Annotated in this window: 23 protein-coding genes and 9 tRNA genes; 11 read left to right on the forward strand and 21 right to left on the reverse strand. The window is 43.8% G+C overall.

Translation table 11 applies throughout. The features are described 5' to 3' along the window. Positions 1–173 precede the first annotated feature (173 nt). Positions 174–758: an acyl-CoA thioesterase gene (locus V7R55_RS09320; protein WP_334059225.1), complete on the reverse strand. Its 585-nt coding sequence runs from the start codon at positions 756–758 to the stop codon at positions 174–176. Positions 759–850: 92 nt separating this feature from the next. Here V7R55_RS09320 and V7R55_RS09325 point away from each other — a divergent pair, with 92 nt between their 5' ends. The 3 genes from V7R55_RS09325 to V7R55_RS09335 all read left to right on the forward strand — a co-directional run bounded on the left by V7R55_RS09325 (position 851) and on the right by V7R55_RS09335 (position 4968). Further along, positions 851–1471: a flavin reductase family protein gene (locus tag V7R55_RS09325; RefSeq protein WP_334059226.1), complete on the forward strand. Its 621-nt coding sequence runs from the start codon at positions 851–853 to the stop codon at positions 1469–1471. 50 nt (positions 1472–1521) lie between these two features. Continuing rightward, positions 1522–2178, forward strand: a complete 657-nt coding sequence (locus tag V7R55_RS09330; protein ID WP_334059227.1) for a cupin domain-containing protein — start codon at positions 1522–1524, stop codon at positions 2176–2178. Between the two features lie 216 nt (positions 2179–2394). Continuing rightward, positions 2395–4968, forward strand: coding sequence for a hypothetical protein (locus tag V7R55_RS09335; RefSeq protein WP_334059228.1), 2574 nt, complete (start codon positions 2395–2397; stop codon positions 4966–4968). 67 nt (positions 4969–5035) lie between these two features. Here V7R55_RS09335 and V7R55_RS09340 read toward each other — a convergent pair whose 3' ends face one another. The 15 genes from V7R55_RS09340 to V7R55_RS09410 form a co-directional block, all read right to left on the reverse strand. After that, positions 5036–6442, reverse strand: coding sequence for an alanine/glycine:cation symporter family protein (locus tag V7R55_RS09340; RefSeq protein WP_334059229.1), 1407 nt, complete (start codon positions 6440–6442; stop codon positions 5036–5038). 344 nt (positions 6443–6786) lie between these two features. Continuing rightward, positions 6787–6862, reverse strand: a tRNA-Gln gene (locus V7R55_RS09345). Positions 6863–6866: 4 nt separating this feature from the next. Next, positions 6867–6951: transfer RNA gene (locus V7R55_RS09350), tRNA-Leu, on the reverse strand. Between the two features lie 32 nt (positions 6952–6983). Further along, positions 6984–7060: transfer RNA gene (locus V7R55_RS09355), tRNA-Met, on the reverse strand. A gap of 52 nt (positions 7061–7112) precedes the next feature. Then, a tRNA-Gln gene (locus V7R55_RS09360) sits at positions 7113–7188 on the reverse strand. Positions 7189–7190: 2 nt separating this feature from the next. After that, positions 7191–7275, reverse strand: a tRNA-Leu gene (locus tag V7R55_RS09365). 35 nt (positions 7276–7310) lie between these two features. Next, a tRNA-Gln gene (locus V7R55_RS09370) sits at positions 7311–7386 on the reverse strand. 4 nt (positions 7387–7390) lie between these two features. Next, positions 7391–7475, reverse strand: a tRNA-Leu gene (locus V7R55_RS09375). A gap of 35 nt (positions 7476–7510) precedes the next feature. Then, positions 7511–7587: transfer RNA gene (locus V7R55_RS09380), tRNA-Met, on the reverse strand. A gap of 171 nt (positions 7588–7758) precedes the next feature. Beyond that, positions 7759–8772, reverse strand: a complete 1014-nt coding sequence (locus tag V7R55_RS09385) for a peptidylprolyl isomerase (RefSeq protein ID WP_334059230.1) — start codon at positions 8770–8772, stop codon at positions 7759–7761. Between the two features lie 124 nt (positions 8773–8896). Further along, positions 8897–9988, reverse strand: coding sequence for a redox-regulated ATPase YchF (gene ychF, locus V7R55_RS09390; protein WP_118489665.1), 1092 nt, complete (start codon positions 9986–9988; stop codon positions 8897–8899). Between the two features lie 41 nt (positions 9989–10029). Then, positions 10030–10611, reverse strand: coding sequence for an aminoacyl-tRNA hydrolase (gene pth, locus V7R55_RS09395; protein WP_334059231.1), 582 nt, complete (start codon positions 10609–10611; stop codon positions 10030–10032). A gap of 5 nt (positions 10612–10616) precedes the next feature. Continuing rightward, positions 10617–11249, reverse strand: coding sequence for a 50S ribosomal protein L25/general stress protein Ctc (locus tag V7R55_RS09400; protein ID WP_334059232.1), 633 nt, complete (start codon positions 11247–11249; stop codon positions 10617–10619). Between the two features lie 333 nt (positions 11250–11582). Further along, a complete protein-coding gene (gene ahr / locus V7R55_RS09405; protein WP_334059336.1) occupies positions 11583–12584 on the reverse strand; it encodes an NADPH-dependent aldehyde reductase Ahr in 1002 nt (333 codons plus the stop codon). A gap of 129 nt (positions 12585–12713) precedes the next feature. Continuing rightward, positions 12714–13169 (reverse strand): ribose-phosphate pyrophosphokinase, encoded by a 456-nt coding sequence (locus V7R55_RS09410; protein WP_334059233.1) that lies wholly within the window; start codon positions 13167–13169, stop codon positions 12714–12716. A 614-nt stretch (positions 13170–13783) separates the two neighbouring features. On the opposite strand from V7R55_RS09410, the gene V7R55_RS09415 reads away from it, so the two are divergent. Beyond that, on the forward strand, positions 13784–14092 hold the full coding sequence (locus tag V7R55_RS09415; protein WP_334059234.1) for a hypothetical protein: 309 nt from the start codon (positions 13784–13786) through the stop codon (positions 14090–14092). A gap of 75 nt (positions 14093–14167) precedes the next feature. On the opposite strand, the gene V7R55_RS09420 is transcribed toward V7R55_RS09415, so the two are convergent. The 4 genes from V7R55_RS09420 to lolB form a co-directional block, all read right to left on the reverse strand. Continuing rightward, positions 14168–15115, reverse strand: coding sequence for a ribose-phosphate pyrophosphokinase (locus V7R55_RS09420; protein ID WP_014949014.1), 948 nt, complete (start codon positions 15113–15115; stop codon positions 14168–14170). 33 nt (positions 15116–15148) lie between these two features. Then, positions 15149–15224, reverse strand: a tRNA-Gln gene (locus tag V7R55_RS09425). A 33-nt stretch (positions 15225–15257) separates the two neighbouring features. Further along, the gene (gene ispE, locus V7R55_RS09430) at positions 15258–16124 is read right to left on the reverse strand and encodes a 4-(cytidine 5'-diphospho)-2-C-methyl-D-erythritol kinase (RefSeq protein WP_334059235.1); all 867 of its coding nucleotides are present in this window, start codon (positions 16122–16124) and stop codon (positions 15258–15260) included. Further along, entirely contained in the window at positions 16121–16750 is a 630-nt protein-coding gene (gene lolB / locus V7R55_RS09435) for a lipoprotein insertase outer membrane protein LolB (protein ID WP_334059236.1), read from the reverse strand. The genes ispE and lolB overlap by 4 nt, the downstream gene beginning before the upstream one ends. Positions 16751–16881: 131 nt before the next feature. Here lolB and hemA point away from each other — a divergent pair, with 131 nt between their 5' ends. From hemA to kdsA, 6 genes are all read left to right on the forward strand, one after another. Beyond that, positions 16882–18156: a glutamyl-tRNA reductase gene (gene hemA, locus V7R55_RS09440; protein ID WP_334059237.1), complete on the forward strand. Its 1275-nt coding sequence runs from the start codon at positions 16882–16884 to the stop codon at positions 18154–18156. Between the two features lie 15 nt (positions 18157–18171). Then, positions 18172–19257: a peptide chain release factor 1 gene (prfA, locus tag V7R55_RS09445; RefSeq protein WP_179982972.1), complete on the forward strand. Its 1086-nt coding sequence runs from the start codon at positions 18172–18174 to the stop codon at positions 19255–19257. A 35-nt stretch (positions 19258–19292) separates the two neighbouring features. Then, the gene (prmC, locus tag V7R55_RS09450) at positions 19293–20132 is read left to right on the forward strand and encodes a peptide chain release factor N(5)-glutamine methyltransferase (protein WP_334059238.1); all 840 of its coding nucleotides are present in this window, start codon (positions 19293–19295) and stop codon (positions 20130–20132) included. 158 nt (positions 20133–20290) lie between these two features. Next, a complete protein-coding gene (locus tag V7R55_RS09455) occupies positions 20291–21856 on the forward strand; it encodes a DUF3369 domain-containing protein (protein ID WP_334059239.1) in 1566 nt (521 codons plus the stop codon). 298 nt (positions 21857–22154) lie between these two features. Then, positions 22155–22526: a SirB2 family protein gene (locus tag V7R55_RS09460; protein ID WP_334059240.1), complete on the forward strand. Its 372-nt coding sequence runs from the start codon at positions 22155–22157 to the stop codon at positions 22524–22526. Positions 22527–22546: 20 nt separating this feature from the next. Beyond that, complete coding sequence (gene kdsA, locus V7R55_RS09465; protein WP_334059241.1) at positions 22547–23401, forward strand: 3-deoxy-8-phosphooctulonate synthase; 855 nt, start codon at positions 22547–22549, stop codon at positions 23399–23401. A gap of 61 nt (positions 23402–23462) precedes the next feature. On the opposite strand, the gene V7R55_RS09470 is transcribed toward kdsA, so the two are convergent. After that, positions 23463–23741: a hypothetical protein gene (locus V7R55_RS09470; protein ID WP_179982977.1), complete on the reverse strand. Its 279-nt coding sequence runs from the start codon at positions 23739–23741 to the stop codon at positions 23463–23465. A gap of 217 nt (positions 23742–23958) precedes the next feature. Between V7R55_RS09470 and V7R55_RS09475 the strand changes: the two genes are divergently transcribed. Beyond that, positions 23959–24861, forward strand: a complete 903-nt coding sequence (locus tag V7R55_RS09475; protein WP_334059242.1) for a transcriptional regulator GcvA — start codon at positions 23959–23961, stop codon at positions 24859–24861. Positions 24862–24885 lie beyond the last annotated feature (24 nt).

The raw sequence follows: 24885 nt of genomic DNA on the forward strand, positions 1-24885 counted from the left end.
AAACGAGAAAATAAAAAAGTAGCTAAGTTGAATTGCCCTCTAAGATTGAATAAAAAACTTAGAGGGCTTTTTTATTGGTTAGGTGAGACGCTATTGTACTGACAGTGCAACATAGTTAAAAGTAATCGTATATTGAGGAACTGCTGTAAGTCCTTAACCTTAAAGTATACCCTCTAATCTTCGTAATCTTGCTTGGCTGGCACTTCATCCCGTTCAAAGATAACTGTGCACCTATGCGCATCGAGAAGTGCGAAGTCTTCTTTGGGAATAAAGGCGTCGTAATCGCGTTGAAGCTTAACTTGTGCTTCCTTGCGAATTTTACTACGACGGATAGCGGTCACAAAATTACGCATTTCATGGTGAGTAGATAACTCTAGTTCGGGTACTGAAACAGGTGTGCCGCTGTCATCTTTGGCTACCATGGTGAAGAAGCTATTGTTAGTATGTTTAACCGCGTTCGTTTTTATGTTCTCGGTGGTGACCTTTATCCCTACAACTAGCGACGTGTTCCCTACATAATGTACAGTAGCATCAAGGTGAAGAAGGTCGCCAACCTCAACGGGCTGTAAAAACTCAACGCCATCCACAGTTACCGTAACGCAATACGCACCTGCATGCTTGCTCGCGCAGGCATAGGCGACTTTATCCATTAGGGACAAGATAACGCCTCCATGCACCTTTCCGCCAAAATTAGCGAATGAAGGTACCATTAATTCAGTCAGTCTTGTTCTTGAAAATGCGACACTTCGTGCAGTCATAAACAACCTTTAATTTTTAGCTCTTGAAAAACGCCGGATAAGCGTTCATATCAATATTAGTTTTACCCTACCATAAATAATAAGGAATGGTTTTGTCACAAACGCACTTTTATCAGCCAAAAGAAGGTCATGGCTTAGCTCACGATCCGTTTAACGCGATCATCGCGCCGCGCCCTATAGGATGGATTTCTACAATATCAAAAGCGGGCGTGTTGAATCTTGCCCCTTACAGTTTTTTCAATGCGTTGAACTATACACCACCTATTATTGGCTTCTCGGTAGTAGGCAGCAAAAAAGATTCATTGATAAACGTGCAGGAAACGGGTGAGTTTTGCTGGAATCTTGTATCGGAAGACTTAGTAGATGCAATGAATACAACAAGCAAACCTCTGGCACCTGAAGAAAGCGAGTTCGAGCATGCTGGGCTTCAAACCGTAGACAGTGAAATAATAAGTGTTCCTCGCGTGAAAGCCAGTAAGGTAAGCATGGAGTGTGAGCTTACCGATGTGGTACAGCTAAAAACTGCTTCAGGTGATGCGGTGAACAGCTGGTTTATTATGGGCGAAGTAGTGGGCGTACACATCGATAAGTCGCTTATAGAAAACGGCGTTTACAGTACACTTAAAAGCAAGCCAATTAGCCGTGGCGGCGGAAGGGGTGATTACTACACTATATCTCAAGATAACTTTTTCGAAATGCTAAGGCCAGAGTAATGGTCTTTAACGAAATAGCGACAACGCGCCATTACCAATCGGTGACCTAAATGTTAAATATGAATTTTGATGAACGCTTAGCTATCAATACGCAAATGCAAGAATGGCAAGCTTCACCTTCCTCTACAGTATGGCGTAAGCCGCTAGAGCGTGAAGCAAAAGAGTCTGGTCATACAACCAGCGTTGTTAAGTACGAAGCAGGCGCTAGCTTTAAGCAGCATAGCCATCCGTATGGAGAAGAAATTCTTGTACTTGAAGGTGTATTTTCCGACGAGCACGGAGACTACCCCGCAGGCACATACATGCGTAATCCGCCGGGCAGCAAACACAGCCCGTTTAGCAAAGAAGGCTGCGTGATTTTGGTCAAGCTAAATCAGTTTGATAAGCGGGATTTGACTGAGGTTAGGGTGAACACTAATACTGCAGAGTGGCTGCAAGGGCAGGGCGGTTTACAAGTAATGCCGCTACACAACTTTGAGCATGAACACGTAGCGCTAGTTAAATGGCCAGTGGGCGAGGTATTTAAGCCTCATAAGCATTTTGGTGGTGAAGAGATTTTTGTAATATCGGGTACGTTCAAAGACGAACACGGTGAATACCCTCAAGGTACATGGATAAGAAGCCCGCATATGAGTCAGCATCATCCTTACGTTGATGAAGAAACAATAATCTGGGTTAAGACAGGGCATTTGCCAGTGGCGTTGTAGGGTATCAATGAAATAGGGCTTGAAAAGAGGGAGATTACTGTTTAAATTTTCGCGCTGATTATCAGCAGAAAAATCGAGCATTCTTACCGTTTAAAAACATGGATAGTTTTAGTTGTCGCGTTTTGGATAAAGTTAAGTAAGTTTACCTCTCTAAAGCATTGCCTCTTCTATTTTTCCGATGTTCTTATAAAGCATGCTCATAATTACGAGTGTAATATGAACAGCTTAGTTAGCCTTATCAAACATAGTGCGGTTTGCATCGTCACTTTATCGGTATTATCAGCGTGCGGAGGGGGAGGCGGAGATTCCTCATCTTCTTCACCTACCCCTGTAACACCTACTAATCCAGCCCCTCCTCCAAGCGGACTTTTTAGCAAGTATGGAGGGCTTAAGAATGAAGCAGTTGTCGACAGCACTTCTGCTTATGATATTGCCTATTATGTAACGTCGGCTTTAGATACGTCTGTAATGTTAGTGCATGCTGACGAATTTCCTTATGCCCGTTTTGACCGAGTGTTAACGGATCACGAGCAACCGTCTGGATTAGACTGTGATTCTGGACAATTAATTGTTGGCGAGTTAAAAAATGATACCTCTGAAGTTGAATACATAAACTGCGCTTTGGGGCCCTATACCTTCAATGGTAACGGTACGTTATCTGTATCGTCTGTGTCTTCTAATGGCGAGTCGTTTGAAGGGACTCTTTCATTTGATAGCCTAACCATCGACAATTCACGAATGGTTGCAAACTTCGAGGGGACGATTGAAGCATCTGTTGGTGAGCAATACACAGAGTCAGCCATAGTAAACGGACTGCTTACCTACGCGTCATCAGGTGTTACGGTGTTTATTGATGACGTAGACATAGACACCACGATTTCCGAAAATAACCCTGTGTTAGTGCCTGATGGAAGAATATACATTTCTCCTTATGGGTACGTTGATGTCACGACTCTGCGACCAGGTTCATTCACCTCACCGTCTCTTGCCCTCGCGATCGCAGGCTCAAGCACACTTATAATTAAAGAAAAGGAAGAAGGGCTTGTCTCTGTTGGCCTTTTCAGCGATATCAATAATGCTGAAGAGCCTACGCTAGTCATTCCTTTTTCTTTTATCGGCAATCAAGACTATTTAGATGCTGAGAATACGGCGCCACTCGTTAATGTGGCATCTACGTCACTTGAAGCTGACCGTAACGTGTTTATGTTATTAGACACCAGCGAAAGTAGTGATATTGATGATGACCTTCTTACTTTCCAGTGGAGCGTGTTATCGGCCCCTGAAGGTGCTAACGTTTCATTTCAAAACAACGGTTTTAACAATACTCGCGTAAGCTTTTCACAGTCAGGCCAATATCAGCTTCAGGTTATCGCTTTTGATGGAAAGGTTGAATCAGACCCTGTGACGGTGTCGGTTTATGTTAAACAAAGCCAACCACAAATAGAGCTAGCGAGCTTAGCGTCTAACCTGCAGGTAGGCGAAGTATATTCAAATAATATAGAGATATTAAATGCCCAGGGGAACGGACCCTTCGAATTTAGGTTAGTTACCTCGCCAATAGATATGCAAATAACCGATGACGGTAGCATTGAATGGGAAGCATTTGTGCCTAATTTTGGCTACCCGCTAGATGTTAACTTTGAAATAGAAGTGAGAAATCGCGATTATGCGACAAGGCTCAAACACACCCTTACAGTAGCTACCAACAGCACAGCTTCCCCTGTTGTAGAGAATTTAACTTCAGACGTCGACAATTTTGAGGTTTTGGGAAACATTGCTGCCACAAGAGATGGCTTTGCGGTGGGAAGTTTGAAAGGGGTATTTAGCTTAAATGAAGATAGAAGTACTTCATTCACTGAAAAAGCGGCTGCTGAACTAGAGCCTACCTTTATTTCTTTGTCGACTACATCTCTTGATACTTACGGTTGGGAAGTATTTGACTCTACATTAGTGAGAAAGAGTTTTAATAGCAATGCAGTATCAGAATATGTGATTGGTGTAAATGGCGGTCCCCCAGAATTTAAGTTTGTTAACGTGGCTGGTGTTGACTATATCCTTGTAAGGATGAGCCGAGAGCTGTTCATTGTTGAACAAGACAGCATGCAGGAAGAGGCACAATTAACCTTATGGGGCCTTGAGGGGAACGGACCAATCCGCGGGCTGAGTAGTTATACTTGGCAAGGAAAACACTATGTTGCAATGATTATCGACGATCATCTCGTTATTGTACAAAAGACACCTGAAGGCTTTGAAGTCTTTAGAAAAGTTAAATACCCAACGGATGAAGAGTTGTATCTTGTGGAAGATGAGCCCGCTATTGTGAACGCATACTATGACGATAGCCCCTTTGTATCCATCATGGTTAGGGAGCGAATTAACGTTAACAGCACCAACCCACAAGAGCTGCTTTTCAATCACGTTTATAACGTTGTTGATGACAGCTTTGTTTCTGTTTACTCTGATTCAAGCATTGAAATATCCAGTATGTCGTCAGCATATCGCCTTGACTATTGCAGCGAGTTTTCTGATACAAAAGCTCACGGCGTGACATATGTCATTACCCCTGAGTTTAACCTAACCGATGATTTGCAATATGATTCTCGCCAAGCTAAATCAAAAGTGTACGCATTGGATATGCATTCAGGCGAACTTATATGGGAGTCTGATTTCTTACTGGCAGATTCAGAAAGAGAAGGGAGTTTGAATAATAACATTTACTGTAATGAAGATAGTAACGGTAATGTCAGGTTAACTTTTGCTACCGGCAAAGTACTTTATCAAACTCATTAAAATTGCTTTAAAGAAACAAAAAGGGGCATCAATGATGCCCCTTTTCGTTTAAACGTAAAATGTTGGGTTAATCCCAAATACCATCTTCCGACTTACCTTGTATCTCACAGTCGCCAACTTTGTATTCCATGTTTTCGCCACTGTCTTTTTTCTTAAAGTAGTCTTTGCTGATAGACACAATGGTAGGGGTCATCCACACAATAGCGATGATGTTAATCACCGTCATTAGGCCTAACGCCATATCGGCCATGGCCCATACCTGAGGTAGTGCCGCCTGTGCGCCCCAGTAGATCATGCCTAAATAACCAATGGTGTACACTGCACGGCCTATTTTGTTATCTAGCTTGAACATGTGTAGGTTACTTTCGCCATAAGCGTAGTTAGCGACCACAGAAGTAAACGCAAATAAGCTGATGGCGGCTGCCACGAAGTCTGTACCGCCTTCACCTAGATGACTGCTCATCGCATCTTGAGTTAAGCGGATACCTTCCATCTGATCAGAGCTTGAACCGCCAGCAAGTAAAATGATAAACGCAGTCGATGTACACAGTATTAGTGTATCTAAGAAAACTCCGAGCATCTGAATGTAACCTTGCGATACCGGATGGTTAGGGTTTGGAACAGCGCTTGCTGCTGCGTGCGGTACAGAGCCGCTGCCCGCTTCATTTGAATAAAGACCACGCTGAATACCATTTTTAATGGCAGCACCTAATGCTCCTGCGCCAGCTTCCTGCAAGCCAAATGCTGATTTTATAATATCAAGTAACATGGCTGGCAGTTCTGAAATATTAATGAAGGTAATGGCCAATGCCACAAGCACGTAGCCAATTCCCATAAATGGCACCACGAACTCGGCAAAGCGAGCAATGCTTTTAAGCCCTCCCACTACGATTAAAGCTGCCAGAGCAATAATGGCGAGGCCCACATATTCAGTGGGGAAAGCATACGCATTATTTAATGCATCGGTAATAGTGTTGGCTTGAACGGCACTGAAAACAAACCCGTAGCCAAAGAACAAACAAAGCGAGAAAGCGACAGCTAACCAGGTTTTATTGAGCCCCTGCTTGATATAGTAAGCAGGGCCGCCACGGAACTCCCCGTTTTCGTCACGTACTTTGTAAAGCTGGCCCAAAACACTTTCCGCAAAGCCGGTGGCCATACCGAGAAGAGCAATCATCCACATCCAAAAGATAGCGCCAGCACCACCTAGTGATATAGCTACCGCAACACCAGCTAAGTTACCTGTACCTACACGGGCGGACAAGCTGGTACATAAAGCTTGGAATGAACTGATCCCGTCTTTACTAGAGGTGTTACTGCCTTTTAGCAAGCTGAACATATGGCCGAAGTGCCTAAGCTGTACACCGCCTAGTTTTACGGTAAACCAAATACCACATGCTAAAAGCATGATAATGAGTACCTGGCCGTCTCCCCAAAGAATATTGTTAACTAATGAAACGAATTCGTTTATCACGCACTTTCCTTCGTTATTGTTTTAATAGTTACTCGGACTGTAAAAATGAACTGAACATGACAGGTGCGTTGTCAGAACAAACGCTTCGGTTTGGGCAAACACAGATCTGCTAAACCTTAGAATAAGCCGAGCTATATCGATAAAGAACCAATACTAGCACGACAATTAAATGATTGGGCAATGAAAACGTACTGAAACTATGACGTTTTATGCTCTCATATAGCAAATTTATTCATTCATGGGGGAAAGGGTGTAGGAATTTAAATCCAAAATCTATCGGCACTTTTTAAAAAAGGGAATCACAAACAAAAAAGCCGCTCAAAAGAGCGGCTTCTTCAAGAATATGGCTGGGGTAACAGGACTCGAACCTATGAATGGCGGGATCAAAACCCGCTGCCTTACCAACTTGGCTATACCCCAATTTTGGTGCGGAAGGAGAGACTTGAACTCTCACGCCGTGAAGCACTGGAACCTAAATCCAGCGTGTCTACCAATTCCACCACTTCCGCAATGTAGACTTCCAATTAAGGAATGTAAAAGTTGGTGGCTACGGCGAGATTCGAACTTGCGACCCCATCATTATGAGTGATGTGCTCTAACCAACTGAGCTACGTAGCCTAAACTTTTATCTTCAATAAAAAGCCGCTCGATGAGCGGCTTCTCAAGAATTTGGCTGGGGTAACAGGACTCGAACCTATGAATGGCGGGATCAAAACCCGCTGCCTTACCAACTTGGCTATACCCCAAATGGTGCGGAAGGAGAGACTTGAACTCTCACGCCGTGAAGCACTGGAACCTAAATCCAGCGTGTCTACCAATTCCACCACTTCCGCGTAGACGCTAGCTATAATAGTCATTCAAAAAAGAATGGCTGGGGTAACAGGACTCGAACCTATGAATGGCGGGATCAAAACCCGCTGCCTTACCAACTTGGCTATACCCCAGTTGTGGTGCGGAAGGAGAGACTTGAACTCTCACGCCGTGAAGCACTGGAACCTAAATCCAGCGTGTCTACCAATTCCACCACTTCCGCGCAGCTAGACTTTCCTAAAAGAGATAACAGAGAATTGGTGGCTACGGCGAGATTCGAACTTGCGACCCCATCATTATGAGTGATGTGCTCTAACCAACTGAGCTACGTAGCCTTGCTATTCTCTTCCCTCTCAGGAAGTGGCGCGTATTATGCGTATATGACTGGCAACCGTCAACCCCTTTTTTACTAACTTTTTTTAAATGCTCATTAAGTGTGCGTATTAGGGCGAAATACGCACAAAAAGCCGTGAATTTGAACAACTTGCACGAAATAAGTTAGCAATTTACCACGCTTTGTCACTGGTTTTTGTTTGGTAATAACACACGTCAATTGGGCGCGGGCCATACGTATTGTCATGAAAAAACGGGTTATCTAGGTTTTTTCCTGTATTCACTCGTTTTTTATATTCTTCATGATGAGGCGTTTGCAGGAAATAAGGTGTTGCATTGCTTGCATGCACAAAAGCCTGCTTTATTTTGCTTTCTTGGGTAATGTCATCTAAAACGCCGCCTGTGTCCACATTGCCTCTAGGCAACTTTTGAAGTAGCTCCATACCTTTCACCACGCGGCCAATCACCGACATGTTTCTATCTAAGTGTCGTGGCGCTTGACCAATTACGATATAAAACTCGGTACTGGCGGTATCTTTCTCGCTATTACGAGCAAACGCCACAACGCCAGGGCAGTGGAGACCCCACATTTCCTTTCGGTTTTTATCAACGCCAACAGGAAATCCGTCTAAAAAGCCTGTGTGAGGTGCAAACATATCCTTAGATTCAACGAAGCTTACATTGCTATTAAGTGGTTGGGTAAATTCAGCGTTGATTGTCGTAAGCAGATTTGCTGCAAACCGAGCTGAGTCGTGAGTATCATTACTGCCTGCCTGTGCGACAAAGCCGTCTACAACACGATAAAACGCTTGCTCGTTGTAAAAGCCAGCGTCTATAAGGGCTTTGAACCTAGCCACATGTTTTGGCGCAAGTGTTGGGTGTAGTGCAATCACCACGTCGCCGTGTGCGGTTTTAAAGGTCACTGTATTAGTTTGGGGTACCTGATACCAACTGTCGGCATTGCTTACCAAAGTTGGCGCTATTTCACCGCCGCCGATGTTAGTTTGTGTAGTTACTGCTTTAATCTGAGTTTCACTGGCAATGGAAAAGCAAGCGAAGCCTAGTAAACATAACGTTCTAACCGAGGCCTTGTACAGAGACTGTCGTTTTTTTAGCTGTGAATATCGCTGTGATTTGCTTTGCAATGTTGAGAATAGGTAAGAATTGCTGAACTTTTTAAAAATCATTGTTAACGTCGTTCGTTTTTTAATAGTTATATCAGCCCTATGTACGCTTAACAATTGTTTACGGGAAACAAAAAAGCCACCTTGCGGTGGCTTTAGTAAACTGTGCTAGTTTCTACGATAGAAATTACACGTTAAAGCGGAAATGGATAACGTCACCATCTTTAACAATGTAGTCTTTACCTTCTAAACGCCATTTACCTGCATCTTTGGCACCTTGCTCGCCGTTAAACTCAACAAAGTGATCGTAGCTTACTATTTCAGCGCGAATAAAGCCTTTCTCGAAGTCGGTGTGAATTTTACCCGCTGCTTGTGGTGCGGTTGAACCTTCAGGGAAAGTCCATGCTCGCACTTCTTTAACACCTGCAGTAAAGTAAGTTTGAAGCGTTAGCAAGTTGTAACCGGCACGAATTACGCGGTTAAGGCCAGGCTCTTCTAAGCCCATGTCCTGCATAAACTCTTCGCGTTCGTCATCTTCAAGCTCCGCAATATCAGACTCGATAGATGCACAAACAGCTACAACTGTAGCATTTTCGCCTGCTGCAATCTCTTTTACCTGATCAAGATACGGGTTGTTTTCAAAACCATCTTCATTCACGTTAGCAATGTACATGGTCGGCTTAAGAGTAAGCATGTTCATGTAGCTGATTGCCGCAAGCTCTTCTTTACTAAGCTCTAGTGAACGAAGTAATAAGCCTTCATCTAGGTGCGGCTTAATCTTTTCAAGTACCTTCATTTCGTACTTGGCATCAGCGTCGCCACCTTTGGCGCGTTTTGCTACACGGTGAAGTGCTTTTTCTGTGGTTTCTAAATCAGATAGCGCAAGTTCGGTGTTGATAACGTCGATGTCATCTTTAGGGCTAACGCGACCTGCAACGTGAACAATGTTTTCATCGTCGAAGCAGCGTACAACGTGACCGATAGCGTCGGTTTCACGAATATTCGCTAGAAATTTATTACCTAGGCCTTCACCTTTAGATGCGCCTTCTACCAAACCCGCAATATCAACGAATTCCATAGTAGTGGGAATAACGCGCTGTGGGTTTACGATTTCAGCCAACTTGTCCAAACGAAGATCTGGCACAGGTACTACGCCTGTGTTTGGCTCGATGGTACAGAAAGGGAAGTTGGCCGCTTCGATACCTGCTTTTGTTAATGCATTGAAAAGTGTTGATTTACCTACGTTTGGTAGGCCAACAATACCGCATTTAAAACCCATGGTATGGATCCTTAGTTTGGAAAAGTGAAAACTGGCTAGGTTTACCCTTTGTGAGAGTGCAACCTGTTCTGTGCTTGCTTAAGGTCTTCTTTCAGCAAAATTTCGGTACAGCGTACCGCTTCATCAACGGCGCTTTCAATAGCTGCCTTTTCATCTGCTGGTGGCTTACCAAGAACATGTCCGGTTACTCGGCTTTTATGACCTGGATGACCAATACCTATGCGCAAACGCAAAAAATTCTTGTTGTTACCCATTTTAGCCACAATATCGCGTACGCCGTTTTGACTAGAACTTCCACCCACTTTGTATTTTGCTACGCCGGGGGGCAAATCCAATTCGTCAAATGCTACTAGTATTTGTTCTGGTTCTATGCGGTAAAAATTAGCCAGTGCTGCTACAGCTTGCCCACTTTTATTCATAAACGTAGTGGGGTAGAGCAAACGGACATCTTTGCCAGCAATAGTAATGCGAGCAGTCTTACCGAAGAATTTGGTTTCTGGTTTTAGCGGGGCGCTATAGGTGTCGGCAAGTTGGTTGAGAAACCATTCACCGGCATTGTGTCGGGTATTTTCATATTCGGGGCCTGGATTACCCAGGCCCACGATTAGGCGGATATCAGCCAAGAGGATTATTCCTCTGAAGCTGCTTCTTCGCCGTCTTCTTCTGCGTCAGCCGCTTTAGGAGCAGGCTTAACAGTCACAACTGCTAGGTCGTGAGCTTCGTCGTTCTTAGCAAGTTCTACCGAAGAAACGCCAGCTGGAAGTGTTAGGTCAGAAAGGTGTAGCGTTTGACCCATTTCAACAGCAGCCATATCTACTTCGATGAACTCTGGGAGGTTCTTAGGCAGACAAGTAACTTCAATTTCAGTTACGTGGTGCTCAGCGATACCGCCAGCTTTAACAGCAGCAGACTTCTCTTCGTTTACGAAGTGAAGTGGTACGTTAGTGTGAACGTCTTCGCCAGCGATTACACGTTGGAAGTCAATGTGCATGATCTTAGGCTTGTAAGGGTGACGCTGCATGTCTTTAACTAGTACTTCAACAACTTTACCGTCTAGGTTTAGCTCAAGAACGTGTGAGTAAAACGCTTCAAAGTCAGCAGAGTTGTTTACTTTGTTATGATCTAGTGTGATAGAAACTGGTGCTTCTTCACCACCGTAGATGATACCAGGAAGCTTATCTTCGCGACGTAGGCGGCGGCTCGCACCTTTCCCTAGGTCTGTACGAACAGAAGCATCTAGTTTGAAATTTGCTTCAGACATTGTCTGTCTCCAAAAAATATAAGTCTAATGATGTGGGTTTTTGCGACCAAAACCCACTGTAATTTGATGTTTATCACGTTTGAAAATACATTCATACGCACAATAAATCATCAGCCCAAAATTCAAGGGCGGCGAATTCTAACACCACCTACTACAACATACAATTACCAACGAAGATAAAAATAGAAGCGAGCTAACCTGAAAATGGCGCTGCCAACATCAAAAACGCGCCGAAGCGCGTTTTTATTTTACCAAGAACAGTATAGGCTAACTTTCATCCAAGCTATTATTTCTGGCTTCATCTTTAAATGTTGCTATCTTGAGCGTTACCGTTTATTTCGTCAGCACCACTCTGTAATGGGCTTTTCCTTCTCGTAACCTTTCAATAGCGTCATTTACATCATCAAACTTAAAAGTTTCAGTAACCGGTTCAATATTATGTTGGGCTGCGAAATCGAGCATGGTTTTGATGGTTGCTGGGCTACCCACAGGGGAACCAGATACGCTTTTTTGACCGCCAATTAAATTAAACGCACCTATATCAAGAGGCTCAAGGGTAGCCCCCACAAAGTGAAGTCGACCTTTCGGCGCCAATGTAGATAAATACAGATTCCAGTCTAGCTTTACATTAACCGTCGAAATAATCAGGTCGAAGCGACCGCGTGCTTTCTTAATCTCGTTTTCATCACGACTATTAATAGTATCTGATGCGCCCAGCTCTATCGCTTCCTTTTGCTTAGATTCGCTTGAAGTAAACGCGACTACTTTGCATCCCCACGCATTTAAAAACTGCAAAGCCAAGTGCCCTAGACCACCAATGCCGATAACTCCAACTTCACTTGCTGGGCTAATACCAAACTGGACAAGAGGATTGAATACAGTGATGCCGCCGCAAAACAAAGGCCCTGCTTTTGTGCTGTCGATAGAATCGGGAAGGGGAATAACAGCGCGGGCCTGAGCGCGTACTTTATCTGCAAATCCGCCGTGGCGACCACCGATAGTCATAGTAGCATCGGCACACAGGTTGTGATCGCCTTCCTCGCAAGTTCTACAGCTATTGCAATAGGATGAATGCCAACCGAGTCCCACACGCTGTCCAACTTTAAGAGAGGTTACATGCTCGCCCACTTGACTGATAGTACCTACTACCTCGTGTCCTGGCACAAAAGGGTACTCTGTCATACCCCATTCATTATCAAGCATGCTCAAGTCACTGTGGCATATACCACAACTTTCAACATTTATTTCAACGTCATGCGAAGCAAGCTCGCCGGGGTCGTACTGAAACTTTTCCAGTTTTGCGCCCGCTTCTTTAGCGGCATATGCATTAATCATCACTGGTCATCCTTTTAAGTGTAGGTATGTACTATTAGTACGAGAGTAAAGGTTATTCGCTGTTTGAAAACATTAATTATGTAAGTTACATAAACGCGTTATTTGCTACTTATTTCGCACAAGGTACGATCATTGTGTTTGAAGGTTATCAATAACCTTGCTGGTATCAAGCACCTTAACGCTTGATACTTGAAGTACTGTACCGAATTGGGTGAAGGTCATCATGTCTGGTTTAGGTGTGCCTTCAACTTCAACAACAAGTCCATTTTTTTGATAGGTTTCGTCTAGACCATGTAAGGTATAACGGTCGCCGTTTTCGGCAATAAATGCATAAAAGCCGCCTTCTAGGTCTTTGTATATAATGCTGCCTTTCATAGAGACTTCACCTTTTACGCTATCTTCAACGGCTTCAGCTTGTGTAACAGGTTCAGCAACCAGCTCTTTGGGCATAGATTCCGTCTTGCTTTCCATTTGCTTTTCTTTATCTACCATAGTGACGTCCTTATTACTTTCTTCTTGAGAGCAAGCGACAAGTGCAAGCGCAGAAGTAATTATGAGTGCGAGTTTAAGGTGGTGTGTCTTCATTCTTATATTCCTCTATTAAACAAGAGTAGGATTTATGGTTAGCGCCCAGTTAAAGCCAAGTGTGCAACAGTACAAAATTTTTGGCTATTACCGATTAAGGCTCTTCTTTGTTTTACAGTCTTCCACGGTGGTTAAGTAATTTCTACAAAAAACGCAGAAACCTATACATATTTTTTACATCATTAAAGAGATTACCGCACTCGGTCTAAGGGAACCGTGTGTTCGTTTTTAAAAAGAGCCAGAAGTTTTCAGGGAGAAGTCGAGGCTTTATCTTATTCGTCAAAATTTACCTGCGAAAAGTTTTTATAAAAAGTGACATAAGCCGCGGTTTAACGGGTGTCGGATAATATTCGCCTAAGGGTTTAGCGTGCAGCTGGATAATAGATTTCTTTTTATTACTAAGAGCGAAATAGACCGCATTTTAGGTTCGGACATTTTGCTGTGCAGAATTTTATAGGATGGTTGGCACAGACCCTGCTTTATAATCATTGACTTAAGTAATAACAGCGCCCGAGATTTACTCATTAAGTCAAAAGGCAATGTATTACGCAGCTAGCATAATCTCCATTACCTTAATTGGGGATTATCAAAAGCAACGTTTTTAAGGAGAGAAAATGAAGCACTTAACCAAAATTTTTGCAGTATCGAGTCTGGCACTAGCGGCAAGTGCGTGCGACGTGAACAAAACTGAAGATGGCGAAATGCCTGATGTTGACGTTGAGTCTGGCGAGCTTCCTGAATATGAAGTAAAGAAAACCGATGATGGTCAAATGCCAGACGTTGACGTTGAAGGCGGTAAAATGCCTGAGTATGACGTCGATACGATGGACGTTGACGTAAAAACAAAGACTAAAGAAGTTGAAGTACCTGTTGTTGACGTGGATATGCCAGAAGACGACGAAGAAGACGAAATTGATAATTAATCAATAATTCGTATAAAAGAAGCGAGTGAAACAATGCTATTGAAAGACATTGTCTCACTCGCTTTTTAGTGCGAGTTAGTACTCAAACATTGCTGAAATAGACTCTTCGTTGCTGATGCGACGAATAGTTTCAGCAAGCATCTCAGATAAAGTAAGCTGTTTTACTTTTCCAATTTGCTTCATCTCTGCACTTAATGGGATAGAGTCGGTAACGATAATTTCGTCAATAACAGACTCTTTAAGATTGTTTGCAGCATTACCTGAAAAAATAGCGTGAGTCGCATAAGCATAAACACGGCGCGCGCCATGCGCTTTTAGCGCTTCTGCTGCTTTTGCAAGCGTACCGCCTGTGTCAATCATGTCATCGACAATGATGCAGTCTCTGTCTTTCACGTCACCAATGATGTTCATTACCTGAGCCACATTCGCTTTAGGGCGACGCTTATCGATAATGGCAAGGTCGGTGTCGTTAAGTAGTTTCGCAGTAGCACGTGCACGAACAACACCGCCAATGTCAGGAGAAACGACGACAGGGTCGGCAAAATCACGTCTTACCATGTCAGCAAGAAGGATAGGAGTACCGAATGCGTTATCCACCGGAACATCAAAGAAACCTTGAATTTGTTCGGCGTGTAGGTCGATAGTAAGTACGCGGTCAACACCAACGTTAGACAGGAAGTCAGCCACTACTTTCGCAGTAATTGGCACCCTAGCTGAACGAACACGACGGTCTTGGCGTGCATAACCAAAGTAAGGAATTACTGCTGTAATACGACCAGCTGATGCGCGACGTAGTGCGTCGATCATCACAATAAGTTCCATAAGGTTATCGTTAGTAGGTGCGCACGTAGACTGGATAATAAAAACGTCCGAGCCACGGACGTTTTCATGAATTTCTACGCTGATTTCACCGTCACTGAAACGGCCAACTTTGGCATTTCCAAGTTTGGTGTAGAGGCGATCGGCAACTTTCTGGGCAAGTTCTGGTACGGCATTACCTGCAAAGAGCTTCATATCTGGCACAAGTGGTTCCTCAGTGCGTTGATAAAAGAGGTTTGGCTGGGGTAGCAGGACTCGAACCTACGAATGGCGGGATCAAAACCCGCTGCCTTACCAACTTGGCTATACCCCAATTTTTAAGTTCTTGTCCGATGTGGCGTACACGCTATTTTTGTTGTTCTAATTTGTCTAATAGTGGTGAGCGATTCACACCTTTTGCGACAAAACTCTGCCAAGCTTCAGGCATGTTAGCCCTAACCTGTTCGGCTAAAGTGTAGTCAGAAAAAGTGGCAAATACGCAAGCACCTGTGCCCGTCATTCGCGACGGTGCATAGTGTACCAACCACTGTAATAATTTTGCAACTTCAGGATAGCGATTCGCGACTAATTGCTGACAATCATTCCAAGTTTTTTCAAATTTATAGTCTTCCCAACGTATCGCAGGTGTATTTCTGGGTAAATCGGGTGAAGTAAACACCTCCGCCGTACTTACATGAACATTAGGGTTTGCCACAAGAAAGTACTGTTCTTTTTGAGGAGCTGGGGTTATGTCCTCTCCAACGCCTCCCGCAAATGCCGTCAGACCTCGCACAAAAATAGGTACATCGGCACCTAATGCTAACCCAAGCTCAGCCAGTTCATCTTCACTTAGTCCTGTGTTCCAAAGATGATTAAGCGCGACTAACGTGGTTGCGGCATTCGATGAACCTCCACCAATACCGCCACCCATAGGAAGACGCTTGTCTAACGAAATAACGGCACCCTTATTACATTTTGTTTTTGTTGCCAGCAGTCGCGCTGCTTTTACAATTAAATTGTCATCGTCTGGCACACCATCTAGAGGTGTTTCCATTCGAGTGGCTGTATCGTCTGTGCTTATATCAAAGGCGAGGGCATCGCCGTAATCCAGCATTTGAAACAGGCTTTGAAGCTGATGATAGCCATTGTCATATCGACCAAGAATATGTAAGAAAAGGTTTAATTTAGCGGGGGAGGGCCACCAATCTTTTTGCGTTGATTCAAATGCGTTCACAACAGAGTCCACTGATAAATTTTAATTTTAAGCTGAGTTTTAGGCATATTCGGGGTTTCATCTTGGATAAGCGTGATGCTGTGTGGTAGCCATACAGATGTTTCATCTTCCAAATCAACACTACCGTAGTTGCCGTAAGTTACCTTCCAATTGCGACAACCTTGGCAATAACTTTCAAGGGTATTCACAAGCCCTTTTTCGGTTAAGGTGTATTTATCTCCCTCAAGGGGAAGACCTTTAACCCAAGACAGTAAAGGCTCTACCGGTATTAGCATTCCGGTGCTTCGATAAATAAGTGGTTCTGGCAAGGCGTCTACATAGGTTTCACCGTCAGCCTCTAATACTGACTGATTTTTGTTCACGTTTAGATTAACTAGACTCACTCCTAAAAAATTAGTTAATCGAAAATCGAAATCGCCGGAATCGTTTTTCCAGACTAAATTAAGACTCGCCGCTTCTTTTCCATAGCGAAAAGCAATTTTTCCGCGCATTTGCCAATGGTGGACTTCAGCCACTTTTTCGAGTTGCGCAGTAAGGTTTACCGCATTTTCTGGGCCTTTCGGAGCGGTCGTACATGCACTTAATATAAAGCAAAGAGCAAATAATAAGGAAAATAAGCGAATCATTAAGGCAATATACCCGTATAAAAATAAATCATATTTAGCTGTGACATTATGGGAACACAGTTTCACCAACACTTTCAATCATTTTGGGTTTTTCGTACAATGCCGCTCCGACGTTGCCAGCACAGATTTTAATGACTTTACTCGCCCTCGGTATTAACCACAAAACAGCACCAGTAGCACTTCGCGAAAAAGTGGCCTTTACACCAGATTCTCTGGTGGAAGCGCTTGCGAGTTTAAAAAAGCTGAACGGCATAGATGAGTCTGTCATTGTATCAACCTGTAACCGCACTGAACTATATGTCAACACCCAAGATGATACGGGTCAACAGCTTCTACAATGGTTAAGCGACTTTCATCATTTAGATGTAGAAGAGATTGCTAGTAACAGCTACGTGCTCGCACAAGACGAAGCAGTAAAGCACATTATGCGAGTAGCGAGCGGCCTTGATTCACTTATTTTAGGTGAGCCCCAGATATTAGGGCAGGTAAAGCAGGCGTTTGGCGATGCAAAGCATTCGGGAATGGTGAGCAGCGAGTTTGATAAGTTGTTCCAACATACTTTTTCGGTGGCGAAGCGCGTTCGCAGTGAGACTGATATAGGGGCAAACGCGGTAAGCGTGGCTTATGCAGCAGTGCAGTTAGCCAAGCATATATTCGCTGAATTACCTAAGCGTTCGGTATTACTTGTGGGTGCAGGTGAAACCATTGAGTTAGTTGCTCAGCATTTGAAAGAGCAGGGCGTAAGCTGTTTAGCTGTGGCAAACAGAACGGTAGCCAGAGCTGAGGCTTTAGCCGAAACGCTAGATGCCAGCGTGTTTACCTTGTCACAAGTACCTGAGCACTTAAAAGATTTCGATATCGTGATAAGCTCTACCGCGAGTCAGCTACCTTTAATTGGTAAAGGTATGGTGGAAAAAGCGCTTAAACAGCGTAAAAACATGCCAATGTTTTTGGTCGATTTGGCGGTGCCGCGTGATATAGAGTCAGAAGTTAACGAGTTAGGTGATGCCTATCTTTATACTGTCGATGATTTACAGCATATTGTTCAAAAGAATTTAGAAAACCGCGAGCAAGCTGCTAAAGAAGCTGAAAAGCTTATCGACAAGCAAGCTGGCGACTACATGATATGGAAACAGTCGCAGCAATCCATAGATTTAGTAAGACAGTATCGCCAAAAAGGCATGGCACAGCGTGACGATATTGTGGAAAAAGCCAAAGCGCAATTAGCGGAAGGTAAGAATGCCGAAACGGTATTAGAAGAAATGGCGTATAAGCTAACTAATACGTTGTTGCACTCAACGACCCTAGCGTTACGCGAGGCTGCCATGCATGATGACCCGTCGTTAAGCCGTTGGATGGGGCAAGCATTAGATTTATCTGACTTTTCGTCAGACAATAATAAATAAGGTAATAAGAAGCATATGAAAGAGTCGGTAGTTAGGAAACTCGAACACTTAGTCGAGCGTTTCGAAGAAGTTCAGGCGTTACTCGGTGACCCTGAAGTTATCGGCGATCAGGATAAGTTTCGCAACTTATCAAAAGAGTTCAGCCAGCTAGAAGATGTAGTCGCTGGCTTTAATGCCTATCAGCAAGCACAAGAAAACTTAAGCTCAGCACAGGAAATGCTGAACGAAGACGATGCTGAAATGCGTGAAATGGCACAAGAAGAGATGAAAGAAGCTAAGGCTGAAATTGAGCGCCTTGAAACTGAGCTTCAGGTTTTACTTCTGCCTAAAGATCCAAACGATGACAACAACTGCTTCTTAGAAATTCGCGCAGGAGCGGGCGGCGACGAAGCGGCGATATTTGCCGGCGATTTATTCCGTATGTATAGCCGCTACGCCGAAAGCCGCGGATGGCGTGTTGAGTTGGTAAATGCCAACGAAAGTGAACACGGTGGCTACAAAGAGGTGGTTGCTAACGTTAGTGGCGATGGCGTTTATGGTGTGCTGAAGTTCGAGTCGGGCGGTCACCGCGTACAGCGTGTTCCAGAAACCGAATCGCAAGGTCGTATTCACACCTCAGCATGTACTGTTGCCGTATTGCCTGAGATTCCTGAGTCAGAAGCCATTGAAATCAATCCAGCTGAGCTTCGTATCGATACCTTCCGCGCATCGGGCGCGGGTGGTCAGCACGTTAACAAAACTGACTCTGCTATTCGTATCACGCACTTGCCAACGGGGTTGGTTGTGGAGTGTCAGGACGAGCGTTCGCAGCATAAGAACCGTGCTAAGGCTATGTCAGTACTTCAAGCGCGTTTAAATCAAATTGAAGAAGAAAAGCGCGCGGCAGAAGAAGCTTCTACTCGTAAGAGCTTAGTAGGTAGTGGTGACCGCTCAGAGCGTATTCGTACTTACAACTTCCCGCAAGGTCGCGTTACCGATCACCGTATCAACCTGACTATCTATCGCTTAGATGAAGTAGTAGAAGGGGATCTAAAACAGCTCGTCGATCCGATTTTGCAAGAGCATCAGGCTGACTTGTTAGCCTCGCTTTCTGACGAATAATTTCGTAATGCAGCAAAAATAGCGTTAAAAAGATAATGCGCATAGATAAGGCCCTAGCATGGGCTGTTGAGCAATTAGAGGGTGGAGAGTCACCCTCTGTTGATGCCAAAGTTATATTGGCAAATATTCTTGGTAAGTCTCAAACTTACCTGTTCACATGGCCAGATAAAACCTTGGACGACACTGAGCGGACTCTATTTGAGGTTGCAGTAGCTAAGAGAAAACGGGGTGAGCCTGTTGCTTATATTATCGGCAAGCGCGATTTCTGGACCCTTTCACTATTTACCTCACCTGATACTCTAATACCCCGGCCTGATACAGAAGTGTTGGTTGAACAGGTTCTTAACTGGGCCAATGACCATCTATCTCATCCGCTGTCAATTTGCGACTTAGGAACGGGCACTGGCGCTATTGCTTTAGCATTAGCAAGCGAATTGCCTGAAGCATCAGTAACGGGTGTGGACTTCCAGCAAGGAGCGGTAAAACTTGCAACTCGTAATGCACAAGCCAATAACATAACCAATACCCGCTTCGTGCAAAGTGATTGGTTTAATGCTCTCAATGGCCAAACCTTCGACATTATCGTTTCAAACCCGCCTTATATCGAAGAAACCAGCCCATATCTTGACGAAGGCGACGTGCGTTTTGAACCGAAAACGGCATTAACCTCTGGTCATGATGGCTTAGATGACATTAAGCATATTATTGATAATGCGCCTGAATATCTCAATAAAGGGGCTTTACTTGCATTCGAACACGGCTTTGACCAAGGCACTGCTGTTAACGCTTTGCTCGCAAATGCTGGATTTGTAGATGTCAAAACTGTTAAGGACTACGGTGACAATGATCGCGTAACGTTAGGTCAGTGGCGTTAGCTCTTTAATTACTTTCATCACGCATAAAATTGGCAGTAACCATAGCTGTTTAATTGCAAACTTGCTTATATTTTGTTTTACATTAGTATCTTGTGTAGCATCGAATAAAAATCAAAAGCGCTAAGCTATACAACTTCTTACACTACAGGATGTACCAGATGAATGATGACTTTCTTTTCGCAGAAGATGACGATGAAAATGAAGTAGAAGATTTGGGCTGTTGGAAAGTGCTCATCGTTGATGATGAACCCGAAGTACATGCGGTTACCAAACTAGCTCTAAATGATTTCAGTTTAAATGGTAAATCCCTAGAATTTGTTAGCGCACACAGTGGCGAAGAAGCAAAGAGAATTTTCGAAACTCATAATGATATCGCTGTAGTCTTACTTGATGTGGTAATGGAAACCGATGACGCAGGTCTTCAAGTGGCAGACTACATACGCAATGAGCTCGACAATCACTTTACCCGCATTATTTTACGCACTGGCCAGCCCGGCCAAGCACCAGAAAAAGATGTCATCATTAACTACGACATCAATGACTATAAATCTAAAACCGAACTAACTGCACAAAAACTATTCACAGTTATTATTGCAGCGCTGCGCTCTTATCGCGATATTATCGTTATTGAAGAAAATAGGCGCGGTCTTGAAAAGATCATCGATGCCTCTGTTGATTTGTTTTCTTCACGTTCTCTCGAAAAATTCATGCAGGGCATCATTCAACAGTTGGCCTCTATTTTGGGTTGTTCGAAAGATGCCGCCTATATCACTACTGCGGTTGCCACTACATCGCGAACAATCAATACAAACAATAGTCAGTTGGGCAAAGACGAACTTTATGTGTTTGCAGGAAATGGCGAATATGCCAGCAAAGAAGGCGTGCCGCTAAAAGATGCGATTAGTGCAGAAGAATATGCACTATGTGCACAGGCAATGCGCGATAAGCAGATTGTATATGCAGAAGATCACGTGGTGGCTTACTGTAATAGCAAAACTCACGACGGTGCACTTTTGTATTTGTCGGGTTTGCCCAGAAGAATTGGTGATAATGATAGGCATTTGGTGAAACGCTTTTCAGATAGTGTGCAGCTGGCGTTTGATAACGTATTAAAAACCGTTGATGTTGAGGCGACGCAGAAAGAAATTATTGAGCGCTTAGGGCGCGCTTTAGAGCATGAATCAAATGCGTCAAATCACCTAACGAGAATGGTTGAAATGGCGCAACTATTGGCAGAAAAAGCAGGGCTTAGTGAACAGGACCTTGATACTCTGCGCCTTGCTATACCGCTGCATGATATTGGTACCTCTATTGTGCCAAAAGCGATTTTGAAAAAAACAACGCCTTTAACCGAAGAAGAAGTTTTCAACATACGTCAGCATGCAGAGTTTGGGTATCAAATTTTGCAAGACTCAAGCCGCCCAACGGTTCAGCTTGCCGCCATGTTAGCAAAACAACATCACGAGCGTTGGGATGGAACAGGTTATCCCGATGGGCTTAAGGGCGAAGAAATCGATATTAAAAGCCGTATTGCCACATTGGTAGATGTGTTTGATGCGCTAATAAACTCGCGACCCTACAAGCCCGCGTGGACAGTTGATAAGGTTGAAGCTGTATTAAAAGAGGAAAGCGGTAAACACTTCGACCCACACTTGGTGGAATGTATGCTAAACGATCTTCCCGCTTTTATAGCAATACAAGCTCAATATCCTGATGCGAAGTGATGCATTTCCCCGTTATTTACGTACTGTAATACGTTACAATAATAGCGTTTACACGAGAGCTATAAAAAATAAGATAGGTCTAACCCAGCCCACCTGTCTTTAAGATGACTGCTCGTGCTTTAAAATGTGACTGCAAAGTAATCACATATTGTCGATGGCTTTCAAGAGAAAGGCATAAACTTAGCTGCCTTTTAGAGGGCTTTCGATTTTCACGTTCAAGATAAAACAATGACCATTTGGCTCATGTGTTAGAAAAATGAGCAGCAGGCTTATCATCTAATAAAAACAGGAACACACTATGTACATGATGGCAAAACACCTTCATTTAACCGCCGTTGGCCTAAGCATCCTATTCTTTGTCTTTCGGTTTATTTGGAGCCAATTTGACGCTACAGCGTTAAACAAGAAGTGGGTGAAAATTCTTCCTCATATCATTGATACCGTGCTGTTAGCGAGTGCAATCTGGCTGTGTGTCATTCTGTCTCAATACCCATTTGTTAACGCGTGGCTCACGTTTAAGGTCATTGGCGTAGTGCTTTACATTGTGTTTGGATTGTTTGCACTTAAGAAAGCTAAAACAAAGTTAAGCAAGTGGGGCTTCTTCGTTGCAGCACTGGTGGTGTTAATGGCAACAGCAATGGTAGCAGTCACCAAACAACCTCTTTTTTAAGATTTAATTGGAAATAAATAATGTCTGAATCTCAACAGATTATTAATGTAGGTAACGTCGAGGTTGCCAACCATTTACCTTTCGTACTGTTCGGAGGAATGAACGTACTTGAGTCCCGCGACCTGGCAATGCGAATTGCTGAGCATTATGTTGAAGTAACACAAAAGCTCAATATACCTTACGTTTTCAAAGCTTCGTTTGATAAAGCTAATCGTTCATCAGTGACATCGTACCGCGGCCCAGGTATGGAAGAAGGCTTACGTATTTTTGAGGAAATTAAGACAACCTTTAACGTTCCTATTATTACTGATGTACACGAACCGCACCAAGCGGCACCAGTCGCCGAAGTGGTTGACGTTATCCAGTTACCTGCCTTCCTAGCTCGTCAGACCGACCTAGTGGTGGCTATGGCAAAGACTGGAAGCGTAATCAACGTTAAGAAACCACAGTTTTTAGCGCCTCATGAAATGCGCCATATAATTGGAAAGCTAGGTGAAGCGGGTAACGACAAGGTTATTCTTTGTGAGCGCGGTAGCTGCTTCGGCTATAACAACCTAGTTGTAGATATGCTAGGTATGGACGCAATGAAAGAATATGCGCCAGTGATTTTTGATGCGACTCACGCACTACAGATGCCAGGTGGTCGTGCTACCTCTGCGGATGGTCGACGGGCGCAAGCGGCTCAATTAGCAAGAAGCGGCATGGCGCTGGGCTTAGCTGGCTTGTTTATTGAAGCTCATCCTAATCCTGATGAGGCATTGTGTGATGGACCTTGTGCATTACCGCTGGCGAAATTAGAGCCATATTTACAGCAAATGAAAGCGTTAGATGAACTAGTGAAAGGTTTTGACGCGTTAGATACAAGTAATACCTAAGCAGGTGTTGATGGCGTATGCCGGTGCGAGCACCGGCATGCGTATCAGGTGTGTGAGTTGCTTATTCCGCTTCAGAAACGGTTACGCGCTCTTCACCTTTCGCCATTGCTAATAGATTCTTGTGAAGCTGGACTTGGATCTCTTCAGCTAAAATTGCCTTTGATTGCTTCTTAACGACGATGTGAGCATCGTTTTCCGGCAATACTTCAGCCATTTTTACACTGGTCATTGCAGTGTTGATTAACGATTGTAGATTGATCTTTTCTGGTTGTGCGTTAGCATTTGCAGCAGCGCTTGCGAAAGCCATTACAGAAACGCTAGCTAAAAGTAGTTTTTTCATTTTCACACCTAATAAAAATAATTAAAAAATTGTTGGTCAATGTTAAAATGTTTAACATTTGGTCGGCATAATTAACTGAAATTAAATGCTCTTTCTTAATTTCGGGTAAATTATAATCAGTGGGTGGTGAGAAATAAAACGAGTAAAAGTATGGGTTGTCATTAGAAAAACTAATGGATTTGTCATGCTTCGGTCACACTGGATTTGAATACAATATATGCACCGACGTTTACCTCCTCTTAATGCCTTAAAATCGTTTGAAGCCGCGGCGCGTCATTTGAGCTTTACCAAGGCAGCAGACGAATTGTTTGTTACCCAAGCAGCAGTAAGTCATCAAATAAAAGCCCTTGAAGATTTCTTATCGATGAAGCTGTTTCTTCGTAGAAATAGAACATTGCTTCTTACCGAAGAAGGGCAAGCCTATTTCCTAGAGTTAAAAGATATTTTTAAGAATTTGCAGGATGCGACGGAAAGGCTACTTGCTAAAGGCAGTAAAGGTGCCATCACGGTGGCTATGCCGCCGAGCTTTGCAAGCCAATGGTTGGTACCACGCATTCATAAGTTTAGCTTGGCTCACCCTGATATTGACGTTCGCATTAAAGCGGTAGACTTCGACGAAGGCTTCTTAGAAGACGATGTTGACGTTGCGATATATTACGGGAAAGGCCGTTGGACCGGGCTTCAAGCTGACCAGCTGCACAGAGAGTTCCTTACACCGCTGTGTTCACCCATGCTGTTTCAAGGCCCTAAGCCACTATCTAGCTTATCTGATTTACGACATCACGTGTTACTACATGACCTTAGTCGAACCGCGTGGAAAAACTGGCTTAAGCATGTTGGCGTTGTTGGTGTGAATGTGAACCAAGGTCCGGTTTTTAGCCATTCTATGTTGGTATTGCAAGCGGCTGCGCTAGGTCAAGGTATCGCATTGGGTAATACCATACTCGCTAGGCCAGAAATTGAAGCAGGACGACTTGTGATGCCGTTTGAAGAACGGGTAGAAAGTCGTGACGCATTTTATTTAGTGTGTGAGGAATCACAGGCTGAATTAGGAAAAATTGCAGCGTTTAGAGACTGGATCTTAGCCCTGGTTGAAGCTGAACAAGAGGATTTGTTGTAGTATGGCGAGATTAAAAGAAAGCAA

The organism is Alteromonas sp. S005 (genome assembly GCF_036864475.1).
Classification (GTDB): domain Bacteria; phylum Pseudomonadota; class Gammaproteobacteria; order Enterobacterales; family Alteromonadaceae; genus Alteromonas.